We start from the raw sequence: 22,252 nt of genomic DNA on the forward strand, positions 1-22,252 counted from the left end.
AAATATTCAACCTGTCCATGTCGGCTCGGCTGCTGGAATACCGATATGTTCCTCCAGATAAACCGGCTCTTTACCCTTCATGAACATCGTGTGACCGATCCGATTCTCCAAATCAACGTATTTCCGATACAACTCAGGGTTTCGCTCGGCGCCATGTCGAAGGTCATTCAAGCTGCCCATGATGCAGAATACGCAACTCAAGCGCTCGTTTCGCTCGTATGTCCAGAACGGCTTTTGCCCAGCGTCTGCTATGACCTGAAATACATCGGTAGTCGTCAGGTCAAATATCGGCATCCAGTCCCACACGTCTCTGACATTGCAACTCTCCGATTCGTTGAATCGGAGCGGTTGCTTCTTCGCCCGCGCAGCCGACTCTTCTGCGCGAATACCCATACAGTTGATCGCTATCTTTTGGGGATTAGTCTGGCGGGTTCGCACGTCGTGCCGAATAAATTTCATGATGGGATTCCGCTTCAGGTCGCTCGTGCATTGTCGGCAGGACGACGATGGCCACATTCCACGTTCCTCGACCATTCCGAGTAATGTCTTCTCGCTGCCGTCCTTTTTCACAGCTCGCACGATGTTGACGTGATGATCGACATTAGACTGAATATGCTGGACAACACCGGGCCATTCGACTTCGCCGAGGTGCGCATGCACAACGACGATCTGATTGTACGGAATATGCCGGCGTAGCAGCGCATACATCGCTTGGCTGTCCTTCCCCCCGGAATGCGAAACATAGAATGTGGCGCCATCATTGACAAACTGTTTTATTTCCACTGGCAGGATCACTCTTACCCCTCCCATGTCCTTCCGTACTTTTCTTTTTCCTCTCCGCAATTTTTGAAATCAGGTCAGCCACGACGATACCAGACTTTGTCAACTCGGCATCTTCCTTGATCAGATGGTTCTGATTCAATCTAGCGAGTTGGCCCCGTGATACGAGAATTAGGTTATCCGGATGCGTATTGAGTTTGTTCGCATCGGCAAAGATCACAACGTGCCCCGCAGGTATCGGCCCGTTGACCGCTTCCCAAATCAGGAGATGGACCTGCACCCACTTGTTCGGATCTGCAATCTTCACGTCAATGTAGCCGTCAGTATTAATCCGTTCAGAACCGACCGGCATGTAATTCGCAGGACGATTCCCTTTTTTGAACTGAGTTGGCTTATGCCCCGTACCCGGGGACTTCTTCCCTTTGTTGAAAGGCACGTTCCCGGGTTTGATTCTACCGTCGAGGCCGTTCCAAAGTTTGTTATTGTGCACAAAAGCGCGAATCTGATTGTAACTGGGGGTATCTCCAAATTGATGTTGCACAAGCCGGACCAATTCCGGGAAAGGCGTTCCTCGATAATTCTGACGAATGAAAGCTTTAACATCAGGATGAAGTCCGGCCATTAATCGTCGCCTGCTTCCAGCATTTTCGGTACTTGGATGTCCGCGTTCATATGATCTTCTTTAAGCTGCACCGCCTTTAATACTAAGTGACCATTTGCAATAATCTGAGATGCAACCGAGGCAACAGCCTTTGCTCGCCTTAGCTCAGATTCTAGTTGTTCTCCAGTTAAAGAGTCGTCATTTAATCTCTCAAGTTGTTCAAACAAGTGGTTCTGCAGATCCCCCAGCTTGTTCCTAGCCATCGCACATCCCCTCCCTCAATCCATACAAAAGAATCCCTTCCCAATCCGCTCGATGTCATCTTCCGTTGCAGGCGAAATCACAAATGCTTTACCATGAAGCCAGATGATCTCCTCATCCTCCAGTTGCAGAAGATGCTCCTCGAACGGGAATCTCGGCAGCACTACTCTGCCGCTTATGCCTGCTTTCTTCTGATCTTGCACTGTATCCCCATGTAGCACCGTTGCCGGTTCCTCCTCTTCAATTCTTCCATCGCCGCGATCTTGTCGCTCAAGCTGCAGGCACCATCGTGAAAAACGATCGTGACTAGTTGTTCGCGGGTCGCTATCTGCCAGTTCATCAGACTACTTCCCGCTGTTTGGAGCGATACTGCTCCATGATTCTGTCCAGATGCTTCCCGACCTCGATCTGTGAAAGTTCCTTCTCGACCTCTGTCTCGGCCTCGCCGCCCATGATGCCCACGAATTGCGATGTTTTCAGCCCTAGCGCCTCCATCATCTGCTCGTCACTGCCATCGCTGCAGACCAGGTAGTAAATGATGACCTGCGCCTGCTGGCCGATCCGGTGCAGCCGGTCCTCACACTGGCTATGGACCCCCGGGGACCAGTCCAGCTCCCCGTTGACGCAGACGCTTGCCCTCTTCTGAAGGCCGTCGATGCCGGCCGCCGCACGAAGTGAGATGACGATCAGATTAGATTGCCCTTGGATAAAGGCTTCCTTCGAGGCTTCTTTCTGAGCAGTGGTCTCAGCACCGGTCACGAACACCGGGTTGTACTTCTTCAACTGCTCTCGCCAAACCTCATAGACATCGTGATGGTAACCATAAAGAACGACTGCTTCGCCGGCATCTAGAAGCATCTTCACAAACTCTGCGACGTATGGTGCCTTCGCTACGCCCGTTGCCCGCCGGACCTCTTCCCCGATCCTCCGTTTCAGGCGGCCACGCTCAAAGTGATCCGCTGCCCGATCATGCTGGCCTATAAGATCGATCACTTCCTTCATTTGCGCTGAGAATGCCCCGTGATCGGAGTCGATTTCCTGAACAACCCTCCGTTTGGCTGGCAATTCGCTCAGCACATCCTCTTTTGTCCTTCGCAGCATAAGCCCTTCACGCTTCAAATATTGATAGAGCAGCTGTGGCTTCTGCACGACCTTCCCGCCGGCACACCATTCATGAGAAAACGACTCCTTGTCGCCAAGGCACTGATAGTCGAGGATGTTCATGACATTTCTTATCTCGTCCCCGTAGTTGTAAATCGGCGTGCCAGACAGCCCAATTACTTCTTCCGTGCTCTGCCCGAGCAGCGCTGCTGCAGCGTACTTGTCGGTACCGTCGTGCCGGAGCTCCTGTATCTCGTCGAACACCACAAACTCGAAGCCAAACGAGGGAAGGTACTGTTTCCAGCCGCGCAGCAGGCCGTAATGGATGATGTAGAATTGTGCCGGCGGCAAATCGTATGGCTTCAGCCCCTTGATGATATGGACCATTTTGCTCGGATCCGCGCCGAACATCTCGATCTGGCCCGACATTGTTTGAGGAACGATGAACTTCTTGATCTGCGAAGCCCATTGAATCCGTACGCTCGTCGGCACGACGATAAGCCCCGGGTACCGGTTGACCGTTGCAATCCACGCTAGCGCCTCGACCGTCTTGCCTAGTCCCATGTCATCAGCGAGCAGCGTCGGGGCGTTATTATGCAAGAACGCGACACCTTCCTTCTGAAATCCGCCTAGTTGACCGTTGAAAACCAGTGAGGAAGGTTCCAGCATGCTCGGTGCCACTCGCAATTGATTCCGCTTAACGACATGTTTCACCGCTGTCTGGTAGTCCGATTCCCACTTTTCAGCCGCTTTGACCTCGAGCGGATACCGCATCATAAGCCAGTTCAAATCGCCATTCGTCCGCTTGTTGGACTTAAACCGCGCAATCCCCGCGCCGCGCCCTTCCGCCCCGGGAAACAGCCGCTTTGCCATCTGGCAGACCGCGGGGTCGCCCTTGATAACCCAGGAGTCCGTTTTTTCCTCGTACTCCAACGTGCCGTAGTAATAATCCGAAGCCGTTGGCCGGATGAGGTAATCCGGTATGGCTTGTTCAATTGCTCCCAAACTGGCTCCTCCTATCGACTAGAAATCCCCCATAGTTTATTGAGCCCGATCGATATGCAAGGTTTTCCGTTGACTTCTTCGGGAACATCCTGGTATCGCTGTATCACGAGAATAATCCCCTGGACTTCCGAGAATACCGCATAGCGCTCGAGCTGGTTGAATACTGCCTGCGAATAAGGCTTGCCCTTCTTAACTTCGATTCCTATCTGATCGTGCGTTAAAAAATCGATCCGATTGCGCGGCGCCAGCTTCACTTCGTGGTCGAAGTGGATACCATGCGAAATCAGTGCGTCCCGGACGGCTGAATGAATCTCCGTCTCGTAGTTGATTGGCGGGATCCGGACCGACCTGATCGCGGCGGCCGTCGCCGCCATAGCTTCATGAATGTTCACTTAACGGCAACCTCCACAATCCGCAAATGCGGGTACTTCCGCTCGAACAGCTTCCGCTTGTCGATGTACTCCCGGGTCCGGCGCCCCTTCACGTCCTCGATATCGATCTGGCCGTTGATGTAACAGACCATAAAATCGGCGACGTACTCGATCTTGCCGAACCACTCACCGTCTTTCTCGTAACCCTCCTGCAGCAGGAACCGCGGCTGACGAACGAATACTTTGACGATGCCTCTATCCATCATGAGCTTAAGCTCGCAGTACCGGTTAGCCTCGGCTCGGCTGCTAAACTTGATGCCGTCGACCGTGGTGATGACGTTTCGCATCTTGCTGGGCTTGCCGGCCGCCTTTCCGCCGGTCAGTGCCCTGTACTCCTCGATCGACATGCGCACGATACTCACCCTTCCTTGTTTGGCTCGGCGGTAGCGTGAATACTTCCCCGATGACACTACCGTCGCGACCATAACAAACCACGCTGCTCCGGATTTGAAAATAAGGATCGATGCGCGCCATGGGCGCCCCTCCTTGCGGCCTCGATACCGCTCGGCCGCCGCTTAATAAAACCTTGTCTCGCCCTATCCAATACAAGCACAACAATTTCATCCGGATCTCGTCTAAGCTTCTTTGCAATTTCCATCAGGCCCATTCCATCGTTCCAAAGCTTATCGAACCTCAGGACTTCCCGCTCTGACCAAACGAAGTCCATGTCCTCGCAGGCAATATAAAGGGTTTGTCGCCGTTTCATAGACCCACTAGCAGAGCGACAATCTCGTCCTTATAAGGCGAGAGATGTTCTCGCTTGATCTGCTCAAACTCTTCAGCGGAATCCCACGAACCAAACGGAGCCATCACTGGTGAGAACCGAGTGCCATGATGATCCTTACGGATTGTGGTACCGAATGCCCGGAGATACCAGAACAGCAGGGAGAGCTTACGGGCCTTCTCCCGGTCCGGCAGCTTCGCCGTGTCCCGGATCAGATGCAACCAAAGATGCGTGTCGCCGGTCAGGTCTGGACTTGGGTCGTCCAGTAAGAAATCAAAATCGGTCGGAGTCTTCATCGTCTTCCCCTCCCCCTCTTTGGCCGAGTTTTTGGTCGAGTTTACGAGCTCGGGCTCTGAATTCCTCTAGTTGCTCCGGTGTGTATTGAGGCGCCGAAGGCAAATCAGTGACAATCGCAAGCTTGGGCTTACCTGGTGATGCCCTGTTTCGATAGGAATACCCTCCGGCGGCCGCTTGGCTTCTCCCCGCTTGAATCTCGGATCGAGCCTGTGCTGGCTGACTCGGCTCCGCACCGATAGGGATGGGCTCCGGTTGAACATTCTCCGATATAGCAAGCCGTCGCTGGTACTTCACCCATTCGTCATAGCAGCGCGGAGCGATGAACTTGAAGGTGTTGATCTTGTCCATGCGGTGTTTGGGAACATACTCCTCGAAGGCTCGGTCAATGCTACCCAATACAAAGTCAACCGGTATCCCGTCGCGGATCACCTGGAGAATCGTCCGGTAGTCCTCGTCGTTAACGTCCAAACCTTGTCCGCGCTTTGCCACAAAATGTGTCAGAATTTTTTGATAGCGCGAAGACTCATCATCTACGACTTCTTCTTCAACAACATTAATTTCTTTAACCCTTTCTTTCGGCAGCTCGTCCGCCTTAGAGCCACAAGGGATTTCGGTCTCATCAGCTTCCCGAATCGGGAAGTTCTCACTTCCCAAATCGGGAAGTTCTCCCTGTTCTTTAGACTCGTCCAACTTCCCAATGTGGGAACTTTCTTCCTCATCCGGGAACTTTGTTCCCGATTCGGGAAGTTTCTTTGCCAGATTGGGAGCGCCTGGTCTGTGTTCCAAGTTGATGCGGATGAGATCGTTGAGCTCCTTTGGATTGAAGTGCTCATTGACCGGTACATCCCACTTGTCGTAGTGCTTGTTCACTTGGAAGTGGTTAGTTGCCCCCTCCCAGAACACCACATTCGCGACAAAGAGCGCCTGCAGCTCTTTCCGGATATGATTAGGGCCGACCCCGCAAAGCTTGAAGTCTTTGAGGCGCGGTATGACCGCCGACGGCTTCCCGCAACCCCAACTCAACGTGAGAATGAAATCAATAATATTGCGCTGGCGTTGTGTAAATTTTCTCCGAATCATTTCCCTATGTACTTGATGCGATATGCGAAGGTGAGGATCATCGGGCTGGGGGTTGACGGCGGACTCCATCGGCGATCACCTCCTCAGGACGGCTTTATCATGTTTCCGATGGTGATCGTCATGCTGGTATTACCTTCTCTGCTTTCGTGTCCCGATGCTGGATATAAAGCTTGCCAGCTAGATTCTTGGTTACAAGCCATTCCCCAGAAGACAGTCCCGCTGCTTGGATTGCGATTTTCTGCCGTTTGGTTGGGACTTTTCCGTTCTTCATCCTAGCTCACCACCTCGTCGAATTTGGACAAAAGCTTACCGGAAAAGCATGCGCCCTTCTCAGGGCCACCTCGTTTGATCTGCCAGCCACTGCTACAACTTTGATCACCATTGCCTCCACGATTACATTCCGAACATGCGACGAACATCTTCCCGCGGGAATCGGGTTTGCTATGAATTGGTTTCAATAAGATGCCTCCTACTTGCCGGCCACATAAACCGGACACCCTGTAATAGATTGAATTTCGCGTTTGAACAGTGCTTCGTCGCTGTTCGTATCTGAAAGGTGCAGTAACCAAATCTCCTGCACCTGAGACAGATCGTTTGCCCCTAGGAAGACCTTTACGTTCTCGAGCGAGAAGTGCGAGCGAACTAATCGGCTTCTCATGACAGCAGGTACCCGGCCGGCGACGATATTTTCATGAAGGATCCGCTCGGAGAAATTGCATTCGACCATGACATGCGTGAGGCCTGAAAAGGTATAGCGACAATAGAAGGTGTCGGTCAGGAAAACGAGTTTCTCTCCGACTTCGTTCGCTAAGAGGAACCCCAGCGGCTCGGCAACATCGTGCTCCGTGTCGAACGGCATAATCGTCCACGTACCAATTCTGAACTGCGTCTTCGAACGTATTCGCTTAGCGCGATGCCCGGAGAGTTTAAGTGCATCCAGCGTCCCTTCTGATGCATAGATGTCGACACCGGCCCGCATAAGCTCTTTTGCTGCTTTACCGTGATCGCCATGCTCATGCGTGATGAGGCATCCTTCGATACTGGAAACCTGAAAACCAAGCGCCTTGCGAATGTCCGAGAAGCGGATCCCCGCCTCCAGCAGCAGGGTGGTATGCCCGTCGGAAACACGGTAAGCGTTCCCTGCCGAGCTAGAGGCGAGCGGTAGAATGTCAATCATTAAAACCCTGGCCTTTCTTGACCAGCTGTTACAGGCTGGTCGAACATGTCGCCTTGCTGTAGTGGCATCTCCATGGGATCAGGCGTTATAGGCGGTGACGGTGGTGCCTGCGGATTAGGCGGCGGTGGAGGAGCTTGTTCCGTTACAGGTACCTCTGGTTTAACGTCGATCGGTTCGCTGTTGGCGTTCTCCGCGATCTCCCGCTGGACCGTGGTATACGACTCGTCAACAGTGTTGTTATGCAGGAGTTCGACAAATGCGCTGCCGAAGTCTTTAGGGATCTTCTTGACGATGTTGTTCCGAATTTTCCTGATCAGCATCTGCTCGCGGCTCTGGAACTCCGACCAAGCCGGGCTGATGTAACCCTGTAGTTCGGGATCGTCCAAAGCACCCAAGCCGGCTTCTTTTGCTAGATTCAAGACTTCGGCTTTCTTCGCCGCAATTTGTTTCTTCTGCTCCGGGCTTGCGTCGTGCCGGTTCTTTCCATACGGAAGGATGCCAAATGTTTCGTTCATGAGGTTATTATTGATATGAGCGACCAGGTTCTTGGCAACGTCGTCACGTTCTCCGATGAAGAACTGGATACTGTTATCGTTCATGATGATCGGATAAACGACTCTCACCACATCCCCCTTCCCCGTCGGCTGCCAAGTCGGAGGCGTCATTTGAAGCCCGTTGAAGATTGGATACTCGAATTTGTCTCCTTCTCGCACAACCCAGTAAGGTCGGACTTGCTGCACATTCCGTCCGAAACGTGCAAGGATTGCATCATTCCCATCCCCCTCGATCCCCATCTCGATCTGCTTCCGCCAGTTGTCCGGATCACTCGGCTTTGCCTTAACATTCACGTTTCGAATCTGGAAGAACACTTCCCGCGGGCTAGCCGCAGCGTTAAGCTTTAGTGCCGCGATGTTCATGAGAATCTGGGTAATGTTGTTACGATCGAGCTTATCGTCGTTCCAGGTAATCGCCTTGGATTCAAGAACCGTGTTGATCGCAGAAATTGCGTTCACAACGCACTGCTTCCCGTAGGGGTCCAGATGGACCCCATTACCGCTTAACTGACGCTCGATCATCGGAGCGTATGTTTCCGTTACCTTGACCAGTCCGGTTGAAAAATTACTCAATTGAATTTCCTCCCCGCATCATTAAAAATATTTTCACGCGCTTCCCTCACATGACCACAAGCTTCATCAAAATCTTCAAACAATTTATAGAACCGCTTACCACCCAAGCAAACATCAGCACACCATTTACTCGTTGCTTGGTGCCAATACACGCCTCTAACACCTGATTTTGAGGATTTATAGGCACCACTCTTGTTCTGTAAGTTCACACCCTGCGGGACTATCCGAAGGTTAGACTTTCGGTTGTCGAGGGTCCTATGGTTTCTGTGATCAGGGACAAATCCAGTTGGACAGTCCGTCAAAAACCTGTGTAACCGAATTGGTTTATATCGATTCCCTTCCTTTAGAACTGATATCACGTAGTAATTGTCAATCCTTTTTTCGTACTGAACTCCCCATCGGTATGGATGAGACCGCACTTTATTAACATCTTCTGCGTCAAAGATTGTCTCGATTTCCGTCCCATCCCGCCGGGTAAGGGTCATTCTTGCAATATTGCACTCAACAACAATTTCATTTGGTTTATGACACACTGGCATATTTCTTCGCCTCAGTCTCGACTCGAAGTGTCTTATCGATTTGACTTACAACAAGGCTAATAATCTGACTTTCCGTTTCGATCAAGTTGGTAACTGATTCTCGGTTGTCGATAAAGATCGGCGCCGTAACCTCGTAGTGCTCCGCCAGCGTGTTGATGATGTCGAGCCCGACATTAATCCGCGCCGCATTATTCAAACCAGCGCCGTAGGGAACCCCGTTGAAAGTAGTCTCGCAGCACTCCTCCAGGCCCCCGTTGATTTGCTCGCGAAAGAGTTTGAATCGGGCCATGCGGAATTTGCTGTTGATGCGATCCTCGAGCATGGCGACCTTCGTGCGGGTGAACTCCTCGGTGAGGAACAGTTCCTGCTCGAGCCGTTCGTACTCTTTCGTCAGTTCCTTCTCTCGTGCTGTAAGTTCGGCAATCCGGGCATCGATCTGTCGGACCTGAGCAAAGCTGGCCTTTTGACGATCCAGCCCCTCGGATTCCGTCCTATATCGAGCCAGTTCAGCCCGCGCTTTATCGACGGCTTCATGCGCTGCAGACCGGAGACCGACAATCTCTGCCTTAACCGCCTCGATAGCCTGCTTCTTGGCGATATACCTTAGGTCGGCCGATACATCGACTACACTGCTCTGCAAGACCCGTAATATGTCTTCAATCTCATCGACCTTCAATTGATACTCTGCCCGCCGCTGCCGTTGCAAGTCTGCTGATCGCGTAGCCTCATCCTTCTCCTGCTGATACTTCTCTGCCTTAGAAACGGCCTCTTTACCTCGAGTTCGGATCGCTTCCAATCGTTCAGATTTCCTGCGATTGAATTCAGCGACGGCCTTGGATTTAGCTGATTCAATTTGTTCGGAAGGTAGAGCTTGTCCACATGAAGGGCAGTTAGAATCTCCGCACGAATCGGTAAACTGTTCATTTTGAACAGAATAGAATTCTTCTCTTGTTCGATTTGCAATTGAAGTATACGATTCGCTTTCACGTGCGGCCGCCTCGATTCTTCGCTCAAAGGATTGAATGGAGAACGAAGAATCTTCAACGTTTCTTCGCAAACCATCAAGCTCTCGCCGCTTTTCGCCAATCTTGTACAACGTGCCGGCTTCCAGTTCATTCTTAAGTGACTGCAATTCGCCTTCCAACTCTCTTTGCCGCTTCTCCAGCTCAGCAATCTGGCCGCCCGACTGCAGGCGAACAATCTCTGCCTGCTTGTCCTGGATAAGCAGCTGGATGTCATCCGCCCGGCGGTTCAGCTCCTCTTCCGACACTTCGCTTAAAACAGGCTTGGATCGGGTAGCCTCATCAATACGAATCGGGATCTTTTGCAATTCCTCATTGATCTTCTCCTGTCGTGCAGCGATTGCCTTACGATGTTTGTCGATCGTCAAGTCGCCCAGAATAGCCGGCAGCGCAGAAAGTGCTGAGCTAGAGGCGATGACATCGCTATCCGTCACGTCTCCACAAACATCGAGCAGAATCTTGCGACGATCCTGCCATTTGAGCCTCTCATTGAAAAAGTCGGGGTTGGTCAATAGCTTGAACAGTTCTTCAGGAACAAGCTGATCTACAAAATCCTCATATTCCTTCTCGCTCGCTGGTACCCCATCAATAAAGTAATCCGTCGTATGGCCGGTGAACTCGCTCGTTGCCGATCCGCGCTTACGGGTCCATTTCTCCTTGTAAGAGCGGAGCAGCGTCCGCCGGCGGCCGTCGACCATTAGCACGCCCTCGACCTCATGCTCGAGGTTATGGATCGGCTGACCCGTTGCGTTCAGTGTTTTGATTTCGAATTTCGCGCTGTTGGCGCTATCCTTGCCGAACAGAAGCCAGGTGAATGCATCGAACAGAGTCGTCTTGCCGACGGCATTGTCTCCGAAAACGGATGCGTTGGCCCCGTCGACGGACAGCGTAAAATCCCGAATCCCCTTGAAATTCCTGAGCGTCAACCGCTGCAGGCTAATCAGCTTGCGCATGTGATTCCTCCTCCAACTCAGAATTCAAGATCTGTTGCTGGTCTGGCGTTTCGTGGTAACCCACGCGCTCCAGATGCTCCCGAATCGCTTCACCGATCTCGGCCAGTTGCTCATCGTCTGCGTGAAGCGTGAGATTGACTACACTGCATTCAATCACTAATGAAGGAGAACCGTAGTATTGCTTCTCGACTTTGGCCGTAAAATGCCGACCTTCCGTTGCGTTCAACGTAATTTCCGTTGCCATCGTCCGCTCCTTTCTTCTTGCCGGATTCGCCACATACGTGCTAAGATGGCGTTGAATGTATTTGCAATGCCGGGACCCGTTGGCGCGGGTCTTTTTTTGTTGGCCTCCTTGTCCAACAAGCTTGATCGGCATCTCCGAAGGCGTGATACCTCACGCCCTCACCAGATATCGGCCAAACTATTTCACGGGGATGGGACCGCTGCCGGGTTGCAGATCGACCTGAATATTCGCGTTGATGATTTTGGTTGTGCATGACCGGCAGATCAGCTTCCCACCCTCCATGCCGGCGATTTTAATATCAGCACCACCGCAAAACACACAGCCGGGTTTGTATTTGCGGAGCATGATACGGTCCCCGTCAACGTAAATTTCCATTTGGTCCTTCTCTTCAATCCCAAGCGTCCGGCGAAGCTCCATCGGGAGTACGATCCGTCCCAGCTCGTCCACTCTACGGACAACACCTGTCGATTTAAGCATTGCGTTTTGCCTCCTTCACGGGAACGCCCGTTTGTGTTAAAATAGCCACAACGAGATCACTTAGCCGTTTTCTCAACCGCGTCCGGCCTGCACGCCGGGCGTTTTTGCGTTCTTCTTTAGAAAAGCTAATCAGAATTTCCAAGTGCTGTACCATGGCAACCTTCTTGCCTGGCATGATCCGCTCCGGATGATCCCGGATCCACTTCAAGTTATGCTTAGCGTTCTTGGCCGCTTGTCGGGCTTGCTCAATCAATTGCTTCTCGCTCATACTCATACCCCCGCTATTCGTAATAAGGATTGAATCATCGTTAGCCCGTCCATACCGTAGATGAACGCGACAACTACTTCCCGTGCCCCGGTCGCTTCCGCCCATTTAACCAGCGTCGGCACATCCGGGATTTTATGGTCATTCTCATATTTCGATATGCAAGCCTGTGTTCGATGGAGCTTGTCCGCTAGCTGCTCCTGACTCAGCCCCGCTCTCTCACGGCATGCTTGCATGATGGCCCCAAACTTCACGTTCCTTTGTTCACCTCCCCCCGTTATTCCAAATCGGAATAGTAAGGGTGCCGGTTGCTGCTGTACTATGTAGGTAAGGCCCTGATGCCTCGCAATACCGCCCCGCTTGCTGCTCCTGCTTGCCTCGCTGTATGCCCGCTGTCACCATCCCCGGCGGCGGGCCCCTCCCTTAACACCGCATTAACAAGAAGGTGCCTTTTTCCAAGTTCATGCTGTACAAAACCCAGCCTTGCTCCAACAAGCCATTGACTTCCGCTATGCTTTTTGTATCCCGGATTTCCTTCACATCTGACAGGTGGATACTCATTTCCAATTTTCACCTCCTACGCTGATCTGTTCCCAAGGAGTTGCCTCGCTTACTGTCGAATAATGGTAGTTGTCCAGACTCACCAGTTTCGATCAGGAAGGAGGAGTGTTTGTGAAGCTTTTGACAGAAGATCAAATTACTCGATTACAGGAAACAATGATGGAACGTACACTACTGAAACATCGAGAATTGATGCGTCGACAGAATATAAATAACGAAGAATTACTTGCTGTTCTGATCGGTAGCATGACCATTGAAGCAGTTAGTCTTGTCTTGAAGGAGATTCAAGATTAGCCTCTCTTGCATCTAACTCTGCGCTGTATTTCTTTGCCTTCTCGACCAATCTATCCAGCCTCACGTCGCCGTCAGATGTATCTCCAAATCGTCGAAGTTTAAATTCCACTTCAAGGTTCCTCTGTAGTACAACCAAGTCGTCAAGCTCAATCTTGGCGACTTTGGAACTATAGATCATATCTACTTGCTGCTTGATTCTCAACCATTCATGTTGATTAAGACCCGCTAACTGAGCTACGAGAATCTGTATCTGGTCTTTGGTCAAATCGTTCACCTCCCTCGCGTACTCGCTGTTCGTTCAAGGTGATCACCTCCACTACTTGTCCATTGTCAGAGGGCTTGCCCTCTTACCAATCAAATTTCCTTTCCCGTACCCTCACTCGCAAGCCATCCATTTTCACCCTTGGATTTGAAACGATGTAGTAATCCTGGCTATGCTCAACCCGCGATGCAATCCAAGCGCCCTCGCCATCCTCGTCTACCAGAAGAAACTCGATTGGCGAACCAGATGTGTAATAGTTGCCACCCTTCATTTCAAAGCGGCCTGCAGCATTTCGGAACAGTGTTCCTTCTGCAACGACCTTCGCGTTCATGTTTTCAATCGATTTTCGGATTTCATATAATAGCCGGCCTGCATGTAGAACCGTATTAAGCTCGAACTGATCGTTTGGGTTTTTCTTATCGATGTGTTTCTGCCAATCATCTTCGAGTTCGTCGATCTTCTTCTCGAGCGGCTTGATCTGAGCGGCCAGCCTTGTCAGCTCGGCCTTCAATTGATTCATCATTGGGTTTTTCTCCTCTCCTCATCCAATCAATGACCTCGCTCCAAATTACGCGAGTCTGCCTCTCTCCCAGCTTGTAATGAGGGAATCCAGGCGTTTCGATCATTTCATAAGCTGATCGTTTACCGATGCTAAGACGTTTGGCCATTTCGGGAACGGTAAGAACTTCACTTGTTGGAGTCGATTCGGCCGTTAGCAATTTCCGCACCTCCTGTTCTTTGAAAATGGATCACTGGGCTTGAATACCTTTTGCAAGTTGTTGCTGCGTTACCCCGAGTTGGTTACGCCGCAGACCACTTTCATTGTTTACAAACAACGACTTATCTAAAAAAATATATCCCTCTACATCTAATCCCTTGTCCTTACACAAGCGATAGATGCCATTAAACAACTTACCACCCCCGTTCTTCTTACCTTTCAACACACGATGCAGATAAGAGTAATCCACTCCTAGATTAACAGCGAGCTGCGGGATGCTCCATCCTTCAGAACTGGCTAAGTTGACGAGCTGATTAGTATTAACCTTCAATTGAAACTCACCACCTTCCATTGTCTGCTGACAATGAAAATATATCATGTCCACAGACAATAGTCAATTAAAAATATTGTCTGTGTGCAATGAAATTTTCTTTCAACGCATTGCCTGTGGACAATGGCTAATGTAAGATAATACTTGGGGTGGATAAACGTGAATTTTGATAAGGTGGCCTTCGCGAAATTTCTCGAACAAGCTAAGGGAAAGCGTTCAATAAATAAATTTGGCGCAGACGCAGAAGTTGACCCTGGGTACATTTCAAGACTAATGCGCTGTTTAATAGATAGTCCCCCAAGCGCTATTATTATTGGAAAGTTAGCCGATCGTGCCTATAATAACGTGTCCCGTGAAGACTTGATGACGGCTGCAGGGTATCTCGAAAATGAAAAGGAAGATCAACTTCAAGGATCAAAAAAAACTGAAGTTGAGATCGACCCTAACATCAACGTCGCCTATCTGGGCGGTGTGAAGCACGAGCTCACGCCTGAAGTTGCTCGAAGGCTTAAAGAGGATATTGAGTTATTTAAGCGCCTTAAAGAGGAATTTCAGAAGGAAAAGGGCAAGAGCAACTGAACAAACAATTGAAGAACAAAGATTAAAGCCCTCTCTTATTTGGGCTTTTCTTTTCAAATAAAAACCGAACATACATTCCCATCCCAAGGAGTTGTTCACATGGATTTGAAATATTATCATCCGTTCGATTACGAAAAGAGAATTACAAAGGAATACCAAGCCAACGGGGTACACTACGCCTCTGACATGGACGATCTCGAGAAGATTGCCAATATCTTTAATGCCACTATCCGAATGACGAAAGACGAAACAAGGATTTATTATGATGATGACTTTGCTCTCATCTACCTGAATGCATACGCTAACGAAACAACATTGCGATTGAACTTTTTTCATGAACTCGGGCATCACCTCCTTCATGTCGGTGATCAAAACACTCTTCCTGAAAGTTTCAACCAGCTCCAAGAGAGACAAGCATCACATTTTCAGTTATACGCTGCTATGCCAGCCTTCCTTCTTGAAGAATTCAAATACATTGAGAACCGAACCACATATACAAAGGTGCTTTCAGAAGAATTTAAGCTTCCGATTCCGTTTGTAGAAAAACGAATAAAACAGATCGAGCGTCGAATTCAGCAATTTAAGTTTGACCAAGACTTGAATGCGAAGCCCGTCCCGATCGAGTATGACTATAGCCCTGAAACCAGGCGCATACTTGCCCAATTACATAGACAGGTTTCCGCGAAAGGAGTTAACAATCTTGGCTAAAGTAAAAGTCTATTATGATTTTCAGGATGACCGGATCAAGCCATTCACAATGGTTATCAGTTTTAGGATTCATGAGGTCAAATGGGACAAGCAATCATTCTACATACCAATCAATGCACCTTTTCAGCGTCATATGAGCGAAGAGTACCACGACACATTTGGGTATACTGTCCTGCTTGAGGATTTAACTGTTAACTTCGATAAACCCAATACCTTCGGAGTTCATTTAACCCGATTAAAGGATCGTAACAACATTTGGGATGCAACGAATGAGATGCCGGTTAACTTTATGATCCGGATGTGCGACATAGAAGAAGTGCTCCAAATGAATCTTGCACCTTACTATGAATGGAGTGAACTGTCATGAAAGGTCATATTGCGAAGAAAGGCAATCGGTACTATATCGTCATCAATATGGGGAAAGACGAAGTATCGAAGAAACGGATCTTGAAGTGGATGCCAGGGGGATATGACCGGAAAAAGGATGCGGAGAAAGTCCTCCCCGATATCCTCAGCTCGATTAATCACGGAACTTTCGTGGAGCCTACTGACGACACATTCGGATCTCTAATGGCCACTTGGCTGCAAGAGAAAAAGAGCGAGGTCCGGCCGGGGACGTGGAAATCATACGCCTGGCTGGTGAACATGCACTTAATTCCCCACTTAGGCCACATAAAGCTGATGAAGCTGGAACCGAAGCATCTCCGAGATCTGTACCACGAAATCTTGTTCAAGAAAAAAGGCATCGCCGCGGCATCAATTCGGAAGCTTCATGTTCTGGTTATGGATGCACTGAATAGAGCCGTTGAATGGCGGAAGATTCCATATAACATGGCTGCCGTGGTGAAACTCCCTCAGGGGAAGGCCGAGAAGTTCGAAGTATGGGACGAAGAACAGTTGAAGCTTTTTCTGGATGAAGCCATTAAGGACCAATACTTCATCATCTTCGAATTAGCAGCCTCGACTGGGATGCGGCAAAGTGAGATCCTAGGGTTGCGTTGGAAAGATGTCGACCTCCAAGCCGGAAGGATTTCAGTTCGTCAGGCATACACGAAGGGCGAGTCGGGTCATGAAATGAGTGACACCAAGACGGAAAAGAGTGTGCGTTCGATTGCTTTGTTCCCTGAAACAGTAGAATTTCTAAAACAACATAAGGCTAATCAGAATGAACATCACATGAGGAATCGAAAGCTGTATCAGGATCATGGCCTTGTTGCCCAGAGTGGTTTCGGCACCCCGGTAAATCCCCGCAACTTAATGCGCAATTATTATAAAATCCTCAAAATCATCCACGAGCATCACGCGGTACCTAAGGTTCGTTTCCATGATCTCCGTCACACCCACGCAACGATCCTTCTGAAGCGCGGCGTACACCCAAAAATCGTCCAAGAACGACTCGGCCATTCAAGTATCAATGTAACATTGGACACCTATTCACACGTCCTGCCGAACTTACAAGAGGCTGTTTTGAAGAACATCGGGGATTCGATTCTTGGGGAAAGACTTCTAACAAAACTTCTAACGCCGTAACGGAAACTTAGGGAAACTTAAGGTAACAAAAAACCGAAAACCCTTGATCTTACGGGACTTTCGGAAACCTTAGGAACCTTAAAAAACCTCCTTCAACGCACTCGTAATGCGTAGGTCGGAGGTTCGACTCCTCTCATCAGCATAGCAAGACCCCAATAACAGCGCGGCTACCCGACAACGGGGCGTCGCGCTGTTTTTCATTCTCGAGTATCTTCTCATCACACCCCAACGGTTGACTAACGGAAGAGCCTGTAGTATATTTAACCATATGGTTAAACAATTATCCACTAAGGAGCTGATATCGAAATGCAAAAGGTGATCCCGTTCTTAATGTTTCAAGGGCAAGCGGAAGAGGCTATGAATTTCTACACTTCATTAATTGAGGATTCGGAGATAACGTCTATGAAGCTTTACGGCCCCAACCAACCGGGAGCGGAAGGCAGCGTCTTTCAAGCGACGTTCACGCTGAAGGGACAGGAAGTCATGTGCATCGACAGCAATGTGAAGCACGGATTTACGTTTACTCCTTCGTTCTCCTTGTATGTCGTGTGCGATACCGAGGATGAAATCAACCACCTGTACGAACAGCTATCCAAGGACGGCAAGGTGCTCATGCCGCTAAACAATTACGGGTTCAGCCGCAAGTTCGGCTGGGCGGCGGACCGATTCGGCATATCTTGGCAACTGAATCTCCTGTAATTCTAAAATAACAGCGCGGCTACCCGACAATGGGGCGCCGCGCTGTTTTCCGATCAATAAACCACAACATAATGCAGATCCAGTTCCAACGAGCCGGTACAGTCGCTTCCCGTCCCCGTCCCAGTCCCCGTCTCACCCGTGCATCCTATTTTAATGGAGATGAGATTCCCCACAATGGCTGTGAAGGACGACTGAGGACCGACCTCGATCGTTTTATGCTTGCAGCCGGCATTCGTCAAGGTCATTAACATCGTGCAAGCTTTGCTAGTGTTCCGAATCGTAACGGCTCCCGAGGGGAAATGGATGGAGTCGGACAAGTAGCTGAAGTAAGACCGCGCCGTCGTGTCGCAGGGCTGCTTGATCGGCATGCAGCGCGAAAGGCAGATCAGCTTCCGTGACCCGCGCTTTTTCTTGGGAGGGCATTTTTTCCGTTCCGGTGTCGTAATTTTGCATTCCAGCTTCTGCGTCGCCATCCCTCCTCCACCCTCCCCTTCCCCAAGCTTCTCCTTCCTATTGTATGGATACCCAAGCCCTGTGCTGCTAGTCAAACGACCAAATTGCCGGCCGGCCCCAAAGTTGGGACAATGACCAGCCCTTTGTGGGACATGGGTTCATATGATGTAGCAGTCGGACGGAAGGGTTGGTGAATGCGAATATGTGCGGAACTTCCGGCTCAGCGGTTTTTAATTTCTGCAAAACGACGCCCGAGAACCAACTGGTCCATATCCAGCAGTGCAATCCCATTGTCCAACCGGTGCCGAGCGGGCCCTTGCCTTATTTCACGAATACAACAAGCCTGGTCATAAACGGATCTTTCACGGTTGTGAATACGAGCTCGACTACCTCGATGACCTTGGTCTTCGTTGACGGCACTCTGGCCACGAATGTGATCATTGCCCCTGGCCGGTCAGTTACGTATTTCTTTGAGGACTTGAAATCCATTACGATTGAAGCGATGGCGGATTCTACTCCCGGTGCCGCCTGTACCGGCAATTTGTTGCTGGACCTGCACTACTGTGTGGAATGCCCGAATTATTAATGAGACTAACCGATGGCGGCTCCTTACGAAAAAAAAGCGCGGCTCCTCGAAACCGAGGCGTCGCGCTCGTTTATTTTTTGTAGTAATGCAGGACGACCCGGTCCAAGAGCTGACTTAGGTTCACGACCTCCGGATCCACCAAACTCTTTTTCTCCAACACCAATTCATGCAGCTGCCGCCTAAGCGTCTCCATAGTTGCGTCTGTGGTTGTTCTTCCCGACATGAGCCCCTTCTCCCTAACCCTCAGAATCTGAATGTAGTCTTAACGTTATCATAGGGCAAGATGAATCGACTTTCCATTCAATATGGCGCACGTTAATTCCCATTGACAAATCGCTGGAAATTGACTTTATATTCAAGCGCTCAAGCCGGCCTTCATTCCTTCCGGTTCTTGTCCCTGCCCGGCGGATTCAGCGACTTGTTCTGGATCTGGCTCGCCGCCGCTGCGACGAGGAAAGCGTTCGCGAACGCCAGGAAGTAGGTCCGCCAGTCCGCAAGCGGCGCCCCACCAGCGAATTGAGCTGCCAGCAGCACGGCCCAAGCCACCAGTACGGCATAGACGTCCGTCGGGAGGCTCATCCAGCGCGAAGTGAGCTTATCCACCAGCTCCTTGGTGTACTGCACGATGTAGAAGGTGAGCAGCGATGCGCCCCCGATCGTGAGCAGTGCCGCCCAAGTAAACAGTTGTCCGTCCTGCATATGCCCGCCCCCATTCCTTGCATAGGTCCTCGAAGAGAAGGTGATGCTCCTTTTCCCTTATTTTATGTAGGTCGGTCGGACGAGGTACATGCGGATCGGGAAAAAGGCGGGACGGGACAGGAAAAAGAGGCCGTTTCCGGCCCCTTTTTGTTGATGTATATTGTACGCACTGAAGGAGATGTTAATTATGGTTTGGGGCAACATTCGCACCCGTCTCTGACACCGGTCTTCGAATTAACGACGGCCAGCCAGAGTTTGCTCAGCGATTTGTACCAGTTGTTTGGTGATTTGACCACCAACCGAACCGTTTTGACGGGAAGAAGTTTCACCGCCAAGAGTTACTCCCAGGGAGCTAGCAACTTCATACTTCATTTGGTCAAGAGCTTTACCAGCTCCTTGTACAGCGTAAGTGTTGTTGTTGTTGTTTGCCATTGTCGTTCACCTCCTTTCGACTTGGTATAGCTATTTTCTTTAGGAAGAGGAGTTGTTATGCAAAAGAAAAATTGGTAATTTGTGGCGCAACTCGAAATAACGAACGGCACGACAAAAAGCCCCTTGGCTCCCCGCAGGAAAGCGGGCCTTAGGGCATGAGGATTAAGCAGCTGCAAATTAAACCCTATTAAGGTTCCAGTTGCCCGGACGCCTTGCGCAGCTCGTTGGCCAGCCGGTGGAACTCATCACGAGCTTCCGCCACCGTCGTCGCTTCATAAGCCGCCGAGAGGAACGCAATTACCTTATTCGCGTCTTCCGCCGATAGTTGATAAGCCATCTTCGTAGTCCACCACCCTTCGTCGCCGTAGGCTTGATCGAGATCGATCGCGATCCCGTGAACAACTATATCGTTCTGATACTGATACAGGTTGTTGAAATCAGCTACCAACCCTTGACTCCACGCATACGTCTGCCAATACTTCGTGCTTGCCCCAGCCTGTCCGACCGCCTGCATCACCTTGTACGAGCCGTATACGCCCGCCATAAAAGCAGGAGACGCTTCCGCACAAGCTTTGAGATATTCGATGACGGTCCACATCTGCGAAGGCGTCGCATCGAAGTCCACCGCATAGTAGATGGCGCTTCCTTCCGGCTGCCCGACTCGAGCGGCTACTTGCGCGGCCAGCGCGCCGTCCGCCAATCCGGCGGTACGTCCCCCGAGCGCGCGATCCGCCGTCGTTTCGAACACCGATACGATTTTTAACCCCGCTTCGCTGATCGCTGTGGCTTCTTCGGGAGTCAACCGTTTGAACCCGGTCGGAACCAGGTAACGGCATACGAATTCAAACCCGTCTGCGCGGAACTCCAACGCTTTCTCGTACGTGAGCGGCGTGGAGCAGTCAAATCCTTTCACAGCCAAGGAATCCACCTCCTTTCAGGTTGCTGGTACCAGGATATTCAGCTGGGCGGCGTTTGGCGCGGGCGCTTGGGAGGTGAGGGCGGTGAAATCCGTGTGCGGAGCCTGAGTGCCTATGATACAATGAGACCATTACCCTCGACAGGGGATGGAGGCCGACATGGAGATCACAAGAATCGCCCCGCGCAAAATTTACGAAGAAATCGCCGACCAGATCAAGCAGCAAATCGTGAGCGGCCGCCTGCAGCCGGGGCAGAAGCTGCCTTCCACGCGTGAGCTGACTGAGAGCTACCAGGTCGGACGGTCGACGATGCGGGAAGCGCTCAGCATGCTGAAGGCGATGGGCCTGATCGAGATTCGCCAAGGCGAGGGCTGCTACGTGCGGGCGATGGATGACCGGGAGCTGGAGCTGCCGCAATTCGAGCATTTGTTCACAAGCATCGAGGCTGTGTTCGAGCTGCTGGAGGCGCGCAAAGCGCTGGAGATGGCGAATGCGGGAATGGCCGCCGCCAAACGGACGACAGCCGATCTCGAGGAACTGGAGCGGATTCTGGCCGATATGGACAGCGAGCTGGGGACGGAAGCGGTCGGGGAAAAGCAGGACATGAGGTTCCACCTCGCATTGTCGACGGCCACCCATAACCCGATCATGGTCAAGCTGCTGGAGACGATCTCGGCGCAGGTGGAAGTGACGATTCGCGAATCCCGCCGGCTGCAGCTGTACCGGGACAAGCAGATGACTCGCCGGTTTTGGCAGGAGCACAAGGCGATCTACGAAGCGATCCGGGACCGGGACGTCGCCAGAGCGCAGGCCGAGATGGAAGCCCACCTCCTCTACGTGGAGCGGCAAATCCGCGAGTACATGGAGAAGAAGGCGCGGGAGAAGGCACAGGGGAAGGCGTAAGCTAAAAAATCACTTCCCATTTTTCCGGTTGTCTGATAACCTGATAATAAGAGATGTACTGAAATTCAGCTTTCCTGTTACCTCCTGCCTGCCAGCCTTGTGAAGCAATCAAAGTGAAGTCATAACGTTATTTATCGCAAACCCTAACTTTTTCTGCTAAGCAAGACGCCGGCATGCCACTTTTCGCCCCAACGCACCCGATTCCTCTTACCATCCTGGATCATACGTGTTCCCTGTTTACTACTTAGGTGGTGATACAGGTGAAGCGACCAGTTAGGCGTGATGTTGCGCGCGATGTAGGGTGTTTTTGGTCTACTTGGCGGGTGAAACGGTTAGTTGCGCGCGATGTAGGGTGATTTTGGTCTACTTGGCACGTGAAACGGTCAGTTGCGCGCGATGTAGGGTATTTTTTGGTCTACTTGGCGCGTAAAACGGCCAGTTGCGAGCGATGTAGGGTATTTTTGGTCTACTTGGCGCGTAAAACGGCCAGTTGCGC

35 protein-coding genes are annotated in these 22,252 nt (G+C 50.9%); 8 read left to right on the top strand and 27 right to left on the bottom strand.

Going from position 1 to position 22,252, the window contains the following annotated elements; all coding sequences use genetic code 11:
* Positions 1 to 6 precede the first annotated feature (6 nt).
* From PKO02S_RS08215 to PKO02S_RS08290, 18 genes are all read right to left on the bottom strand, one after another.
* A complete protein-coding gene (locus PKO02S_RS08215) occupies positions 7 to 795 on the bottom strand; it encodes a phosphoadenosine phosphosulfate reductase domain-containing protein (protein WP_218033913.1) in 789 nt (262 codons plus the stop codon).
* Positions 758 to 1,402, bottom strand: a complete 645-nt coding sequence (locus PKO02S_RS08220) for an HNH endonuclease signature motif containing protein (protein ID WP_127580905.1) — start codon at positions 1,400 to 1,402, stop codon at positions 758 to 760. The genes PKO02S_RS08215 and PKO02S_RS08220 overlap by 38 nt, the downstream gene beginning before the upstream one ends.
* A complete protein-coding gene (locus PKO02S_RS08225) occupies positions 1,402 to 1,644 on the bottom strand; it encodes a hypothetical protein (RefSeq protein ID WP_127580908.1) in 243 nt (80 codons plus the stop codon). The genes PKO02S_RS08220 and PKO02S_RS08225 overlap by 1 nt, the downstream gene beginning before the upstream one ends.
* Before the next feature lie 15 nt (positions 1,645 to 1,659).
* Positions 1,660 to 1,863 carry a hypothetical protein gene (locus PKO02S_RS08230; protein WP_127580911.1) on the bottom strand — a complete coding sequence of 68 codons (204 nt, stop codon included), beginning with the start codon at positions 1,861 to 1,863 and terminating at the stop codon, positions 1,660 to 1,662.
* A 118-nt stretch (positions 1,864 to 1,981) separates the two neighbouring features.
* Positions 1,982 to 3,748 carry a DEAD/DEAH box helicase gene (locus PKO02S_RS08235; RefSeq protein WP_127580914.1) on the bottom strand — a complete coding sequence of 589 codons (1,767 nt, stop codon included), beginning with the start codon at positions 3,746 to 3,748 and terminating at the stop codon, positions 1,982 to 1,984.
* Positions 3,749 to 3,759: 11 nt separating this feature from the next.
* Entirely contained in the window at positions 3,760 to 4,140 is a 381-nt protein-coding gene (locus PKO02S_RS08240; protein ID WP_127580917.1) for a hypothetical protein, read from the bottom strand.
* Entirely contained in the window at positions 4,137 to 4,526 is a 390-nt protein-coding gene (locus tag PKO02S_RS08245; RefSeq protein ID WP_246066881.1) for a DUF1064 domain-containing protein, read from the bottom strand. Before PKO02S_RS08245 ends, PKO02S_RS08240 begins: the two co-directional genes overlap by 4 nt.
* Before the next feature lie 355 nt (positions 4,527 to 4,881).
* The gene (locus PKO02S_RS08250) at positions 4,882 to 5,199 is read right to left on the bottom strand and encodes a hypothetical protein (protein WP_127580924.1); all 318 of its coding nucleotides are present in this window, start codon (positions 5,197 to 5,199) and stop codon (positions 4,882 to 4,884) included.
* Positions 5,177 to 6,349, bottom strand: a complete 1,173-nt coding sequence (locus PKO02S_RS08255; protein ID WP_127580927.1) for a replication protein — start codon at positions 6,347 to 6,349, stop codon at positions 5,177 to 5,179. The genes PKO02S_RS08250 and PKO02S_RS08255 overlap by 23 nt, the downstream gene beginning before the upstream one ends.
* 49 nt (positions 6,350 to 6,398) lie before the next feature.
* Positions 6,399 to 6,551, bottom strand: coding sequence for a DUF6906 family protein (locus PKO02S_RS33830; protein WP_373865200.1), 153 nt, complete (start codon positions 6,549 to 6,551; stop codon positions 6,399 to 6,401).
* Positions 6,552 to 6,749: 198 nt separating this feature from the next.
* A complete protein-coding gene (locus PKO02S_RS08260) occupies positions 6,750 to 7,457 on the bottom strand; it encodes an MBL fold metallo-hydrolase (RefSeq protein ID WP_127580930.1) in 708 nt (235 codons plus the stop codon).
* Positions 7,457 to 8,584: a hypothetical protein gene (locus PKO02S_RS08265; protein WP_127580934.1), complete on the bottom strand. Its 1,128-nt coding sequence runs from the start codon at positions 8,582 to 8,584 to the stop codon at positions 7,457 to 7,459. The genes PKO02S_RS08260 and PKO02S_RS08265 overlap by 1 nt, the downstream gene beginning before the upstream one ends.
* Complete coding sequence (locus PKO02S_RS32280) at positions 8,581 to 8,736, bottom strand: hypothetical protein (protein WP_164821348.1); 156 nt, start codon at positions 8,734 to 8,736, stop codon at positions 8,581 to 8,583. Before PKO02S_RS32280 ends, PKO02S_RS08265 begins: the two co-directional genes overlap by 4 nt.
* Positions 8,737 to 9,106: 370 nt before the next feature.
* Positions 9,107 to 11,098, bottom strand: a complete 1,992-nt coding sequence (locus tag PKO02S_RS08270) for an AAA family ATPase (protein WP_127580937.1) — start codon at positions 11,096 to 11,098, stop codon at positions 9,107 to 9,109.
* Positions 11,082 to 11,342, bottom strand: a complete 261-nt coding sequence (locus tag PKO02S_RS08275) for a hypothetical protein (protein WP_127580940.1) — start codon at positions 11,340 to 11,342, stop codon at positions 11,082 to 11,084. Before PKO02S_RS08275 ends, PKO02S_RS08270 begins: the two co-directional genes overlap by 17 nt.
* A gap of 177 nt (positions 11,343 to 11,519) precedes the next feature.
* On the bottom strand, positions 11,520 to 11,819 hold the full coding sequence (locus PKO02S_RS08280; protein WP_127580943.1) for an AbrB/MazE/SpoVT family DNA-binding domain-containing protein: 300 nt from the start codon (positions 11,817 to 11,819) through the stop codon (positions 11,520 to 11,522).
* A complete protein-coding gene (locus PKO02S_RS08285; RefSeq protein ID WP_127580947.1) occupies positions 11,812 to 12,087 on the bottom strand; it encodes a hypothetical protein in 276 nt (91 codons plus the stop codon). Before PKO02S_RS08285 ends, PKO02S_RS08280 begins: the two co-directional genes overlap by 8 nt.
* Before the next feature lie 2 nt (positions 12,088 to 12,089).
* Complete coding sequence (locus tag PKO02S_RS08290; RefSeq protein WP_164821349.1) at positions 12,090 to 12,338, bottom strand: helix-turn-helix domain-containing protein; 249 nt, start codon at positions 12,336 to 12,338, stop codon at positions 12,090 to 12,092.
* Positions 12,339 to 12,756: 418 nt separating this feature from the next.
* Here PKO02S_RS08290 and PKO02S_RS08295 point away from each other — a divergent pair, with 418 nt between their 5' ends.
* Positions 12,757 to 12,939 carry a hypothetical protein gene (locus PKO02S_RS08295; RefSeq protein ID WP_127580950.1) on the top strand — a complete coding sequence of 61 codons (183 nt, stop codon included), beginning with the start codon at positions 12,757 to 12,759 and terminating at the stop codon, positions 12,937 to 12,939.
* Here PKO02S_RS08295 and PKO02S_RS08300 read toward each other — a convergent pair.
* The 4 genes from PKO02S_RS08300 to PKO02S_RS08315 form a co-directional block, all read right to left on the bottom strand.
* The gene (locus PKO02S_RS08300; protein ID WP_127580953.1) at positions 12,908 to 13,204 is read right to left on the bottom strand and encodes a hypothetical protein; all 297 of its coding nucleotides are present in this window, start codon (positions 13,202 to 13,204) and stop codon (positions 12,908 to 12,910) included. The two genes, PKO02S_RS08295 and PKO02S_RS08300, sit on opposite strands and share 32 nt — an antisense overlap.
* Before the next feature lie 82 nt (positions 13,205 to 13,286).
* Complete coding sequence (locus tag PKO02S_RS08305; RefSeq protein ID WP_127580956.1) at positions 13,287 to 13,724, bottom strand: DUF5348 domain-containing protein; 438 nt, start codon at positions 13,722 to 13,724, stop codon at positions 13,287 to 13,289.
* A complete protein-coding gene (locus PKO02S_RS33835) occupies positions 13,639 to 13,929 on the bottom strand; it encodes a helix-turn-helix transcriptional regulator (RefSeq protein ID WP_373865201.1) in 291 nt (96 codons plus the stop codon). The genes PKO02S_RS08305 and PKO02S_RS33835 overlap by 86 nt, the downstream gene beginning before the upstream one ends.
* A 21-nt stretch (positions 13,930 to 13,950) precedes the next feature.
* The gene (locus PKO02S_RS08315; RefSeq protein ID WP_127580962.1) at positions 13,951 to 14,250 is read right to left on the bottom strand and encodes a hypothetical protein; all 300 of its coding nucleotides are present in this window, start codon (positions 14,248 to 14,250) and stop codon (positions 13,951 to 13,953) included.
* A 159-nt stretch (positions 14,251 to 14,409) separates the two neighbouring features.
* On the opposite strand from PKO02S_RS08315, the gene PKO02S_RS08320 reads away from it, so the two are divergent.
* From PKO02S_RS08320 to PKO02S_RS08340, 5 genes are all read left to right on the top strand, one after another.
* On the top strand, positions 14,410 to 14,829 hold the full coding sequence (locus tag PKO02S_RS08320) for a hypothetical protein (RefSeq protein ID WP_127580965.1): 420 nt from the start codon (positions 14,410 to 14,412) through the stop codon (positions 14,827 to 14,829).
* Between the two features lie 99 nt (positions 14,830 to 14,928).
* Positions 14,929 to 15,537: an ImmA/IrrE family metallo-endopeptidase gene (locus PKO02S_RS08325; protein WP_127580968.1), complete on the top strand. Its 609-nt coding sequence runs from the start codon at positions 14,929 to 14,931 to the stop codon at positions 15,535 to 15,537.
* Positions 15,530 to 15,904 carry a hypothetical protein gene (locus PKO02S_RS08330; protein ID WP_127580972.1) on the top strand — a complete coding sequence of 125 codons (375 nt, stop codon included), beginning with the start codon at positions 15,530 to 15,532 and terminating at the stop codon, positions 15,902 to 15,904. The genes PKO02S_RS08325 and PKO02S_RS08330 overlap by 8 nt, the downstream gene beginning before the upstream one ends.
* Positions 15,901 to 17,067, top strand: coding sequence for a site-specific integrase (locus PKO02S_RS08335; RefSeq protein WP_127580975.1), 1,167 nt, complete (start codon positions 15,901 to 15,903; stop codon positions 17,065 to 17,067). The genes PKO02S_RS08330 and PKO02S_RS08335 overlap by 4 nt, the downstream gene beginning before the upstream one ends.
* Positions 17,068 to 17,373: 306 nt before the next feature.
* Positions 17,374 to 17,766 carry a VOC family protein gene (locus PKO02S_RS08340; protein WP_127580978.1) on the top strand — a complete coding sequence of 131 codons (393 nt, stop codon included), beginning with the start codon at positions 17,374 to 17,376 and terminating at the stop codon, positions 17,764 to 17,766.
* Positions 17,767 to 17,819: 53 nt separating this feature from the next.
* On the opposite strand, the gene PKO02S_RS08345 is transcribed toward PKO02S_RS08340, so the two are convergent.
* On the bottom strand, positions 17,820 to 18,239 hold the full coding sequence (locus tag PKO02S_RS08345; protein WP_127580981.1) for an S-Ena type endospore appendage: 420 nt from the start codon (positions 18,237 to 18,239) through the stop codon (positions 17,820 to 17,822).
* Positions 18,240 to 18,409: 170 nt separating this feature from the next.
* Between PKO02S_RS08345 and PKO02S_RS08350 the strand changes: the two genes are divergently transcribed.
* On the top strand, positions 18,410 to 18,805 hold the full coding sequence (locus PKO02S_RS08350) for an S-Ena type endospore appendage (protein WP_127580985.1): 396 nt from the start codon (positions 18,410 to 18,412) through the stop codon (positions 18,803 to 18,805).
* 70 nt (positions 18,806 to 18,875) lie between these two features.
* Here the strand turns inward: PKO02S_RS08350 and PKO02S_RS08355 are convergent, their stop codons facing one another.
* The 4 genes from PKO02S_RS08355 to PKO02S_RS08370 all read right to left on the bottom strand — a co-directional run bounded on the left by PKO02S_RS08355 (position 18,876) and on the right by PKO02S_RS08370 (position 20,849).
* Positions 18,876 to 19,028, bottom strand: coding sequence for an aspartyl-phosphate phosphatase Spo0E family protein (locus PKO02S_RS08355; RefSeq protein ID WP_246066880.1), 153 nt, complete (start codon positions 19,026 to 19,028; stop codon positions 18,876 to 18,878).
* Between the two features lie 152 nt (positions 19,029 to 19,180).
* Positions 19,181 to 19,504, bottom strand: a complete 324-nt coding sequence (locus PKO02S_RS08360) for a hypothetical protein (protein WP_127580988.1) — start codon at positions 19,502 to 19,504, stop codon at positions 19,181 to 19,183.
* A 234-nt stretch (positions 19,505 to 19,738) separates the two neighbouring features.
* Positions 19,739 to 19,936, bottom strand: coding sequence for an alpha/beta-type small acid-soluble spore protein (locus PKO02S_RS08365; RefSeq protein ID WP_127580992.1), 198 nt, complete (start codon positions 19,934 to 19,936; stop codon positions 19,739 to 19,741).
* Positions 19,937 to 20,123: 187 nt separating this feature from the next.
* The gene (locus tag PKO02S_RS08370) at positions 20,124 to 20,849 is read right to left on the bottom strand and encodes a glycoside hydrolase domain-containing protein (RefSeq protein ID WP_164821350.1); all 726 of its coding nucleotides are present in this window, start codon (positions 20,847 to 20,849) and stop codon (positions 20,124 to 20,126) included.
* Between the two features lie 163 nt (positions 20,850 to 21,012).
* Here PKO02S_RS08370 and PKO02S_RS08375 point away from each other — a divergent pair, with 163 nt between their 5' ends.
* Positions 21,013 to 21,756, top strand: a complete 744-nt coding sequence (locus PKO02S_RS08375; protein WP_127580994.1) for a FadR/GntR family transcriptional regulator — start codon at positions 21,013 to 21,015, stop codon at positions 21,754 to 21,756.
* The last annotated feature ends 496 nt before the right edge of the window (positions 21,757 to 22,252 follow it).

Source organism: Paenibacillus koleovorans NBRC 103111 (assembly GCF_004000845.1).
Classification (GTDB): domain Bacteria; phylum Bacillota; class Bacilli; order Paenibacillales; family NBRC-103111; genus Paenibacillus_AA; species Paenibacillus_AA koleovorans.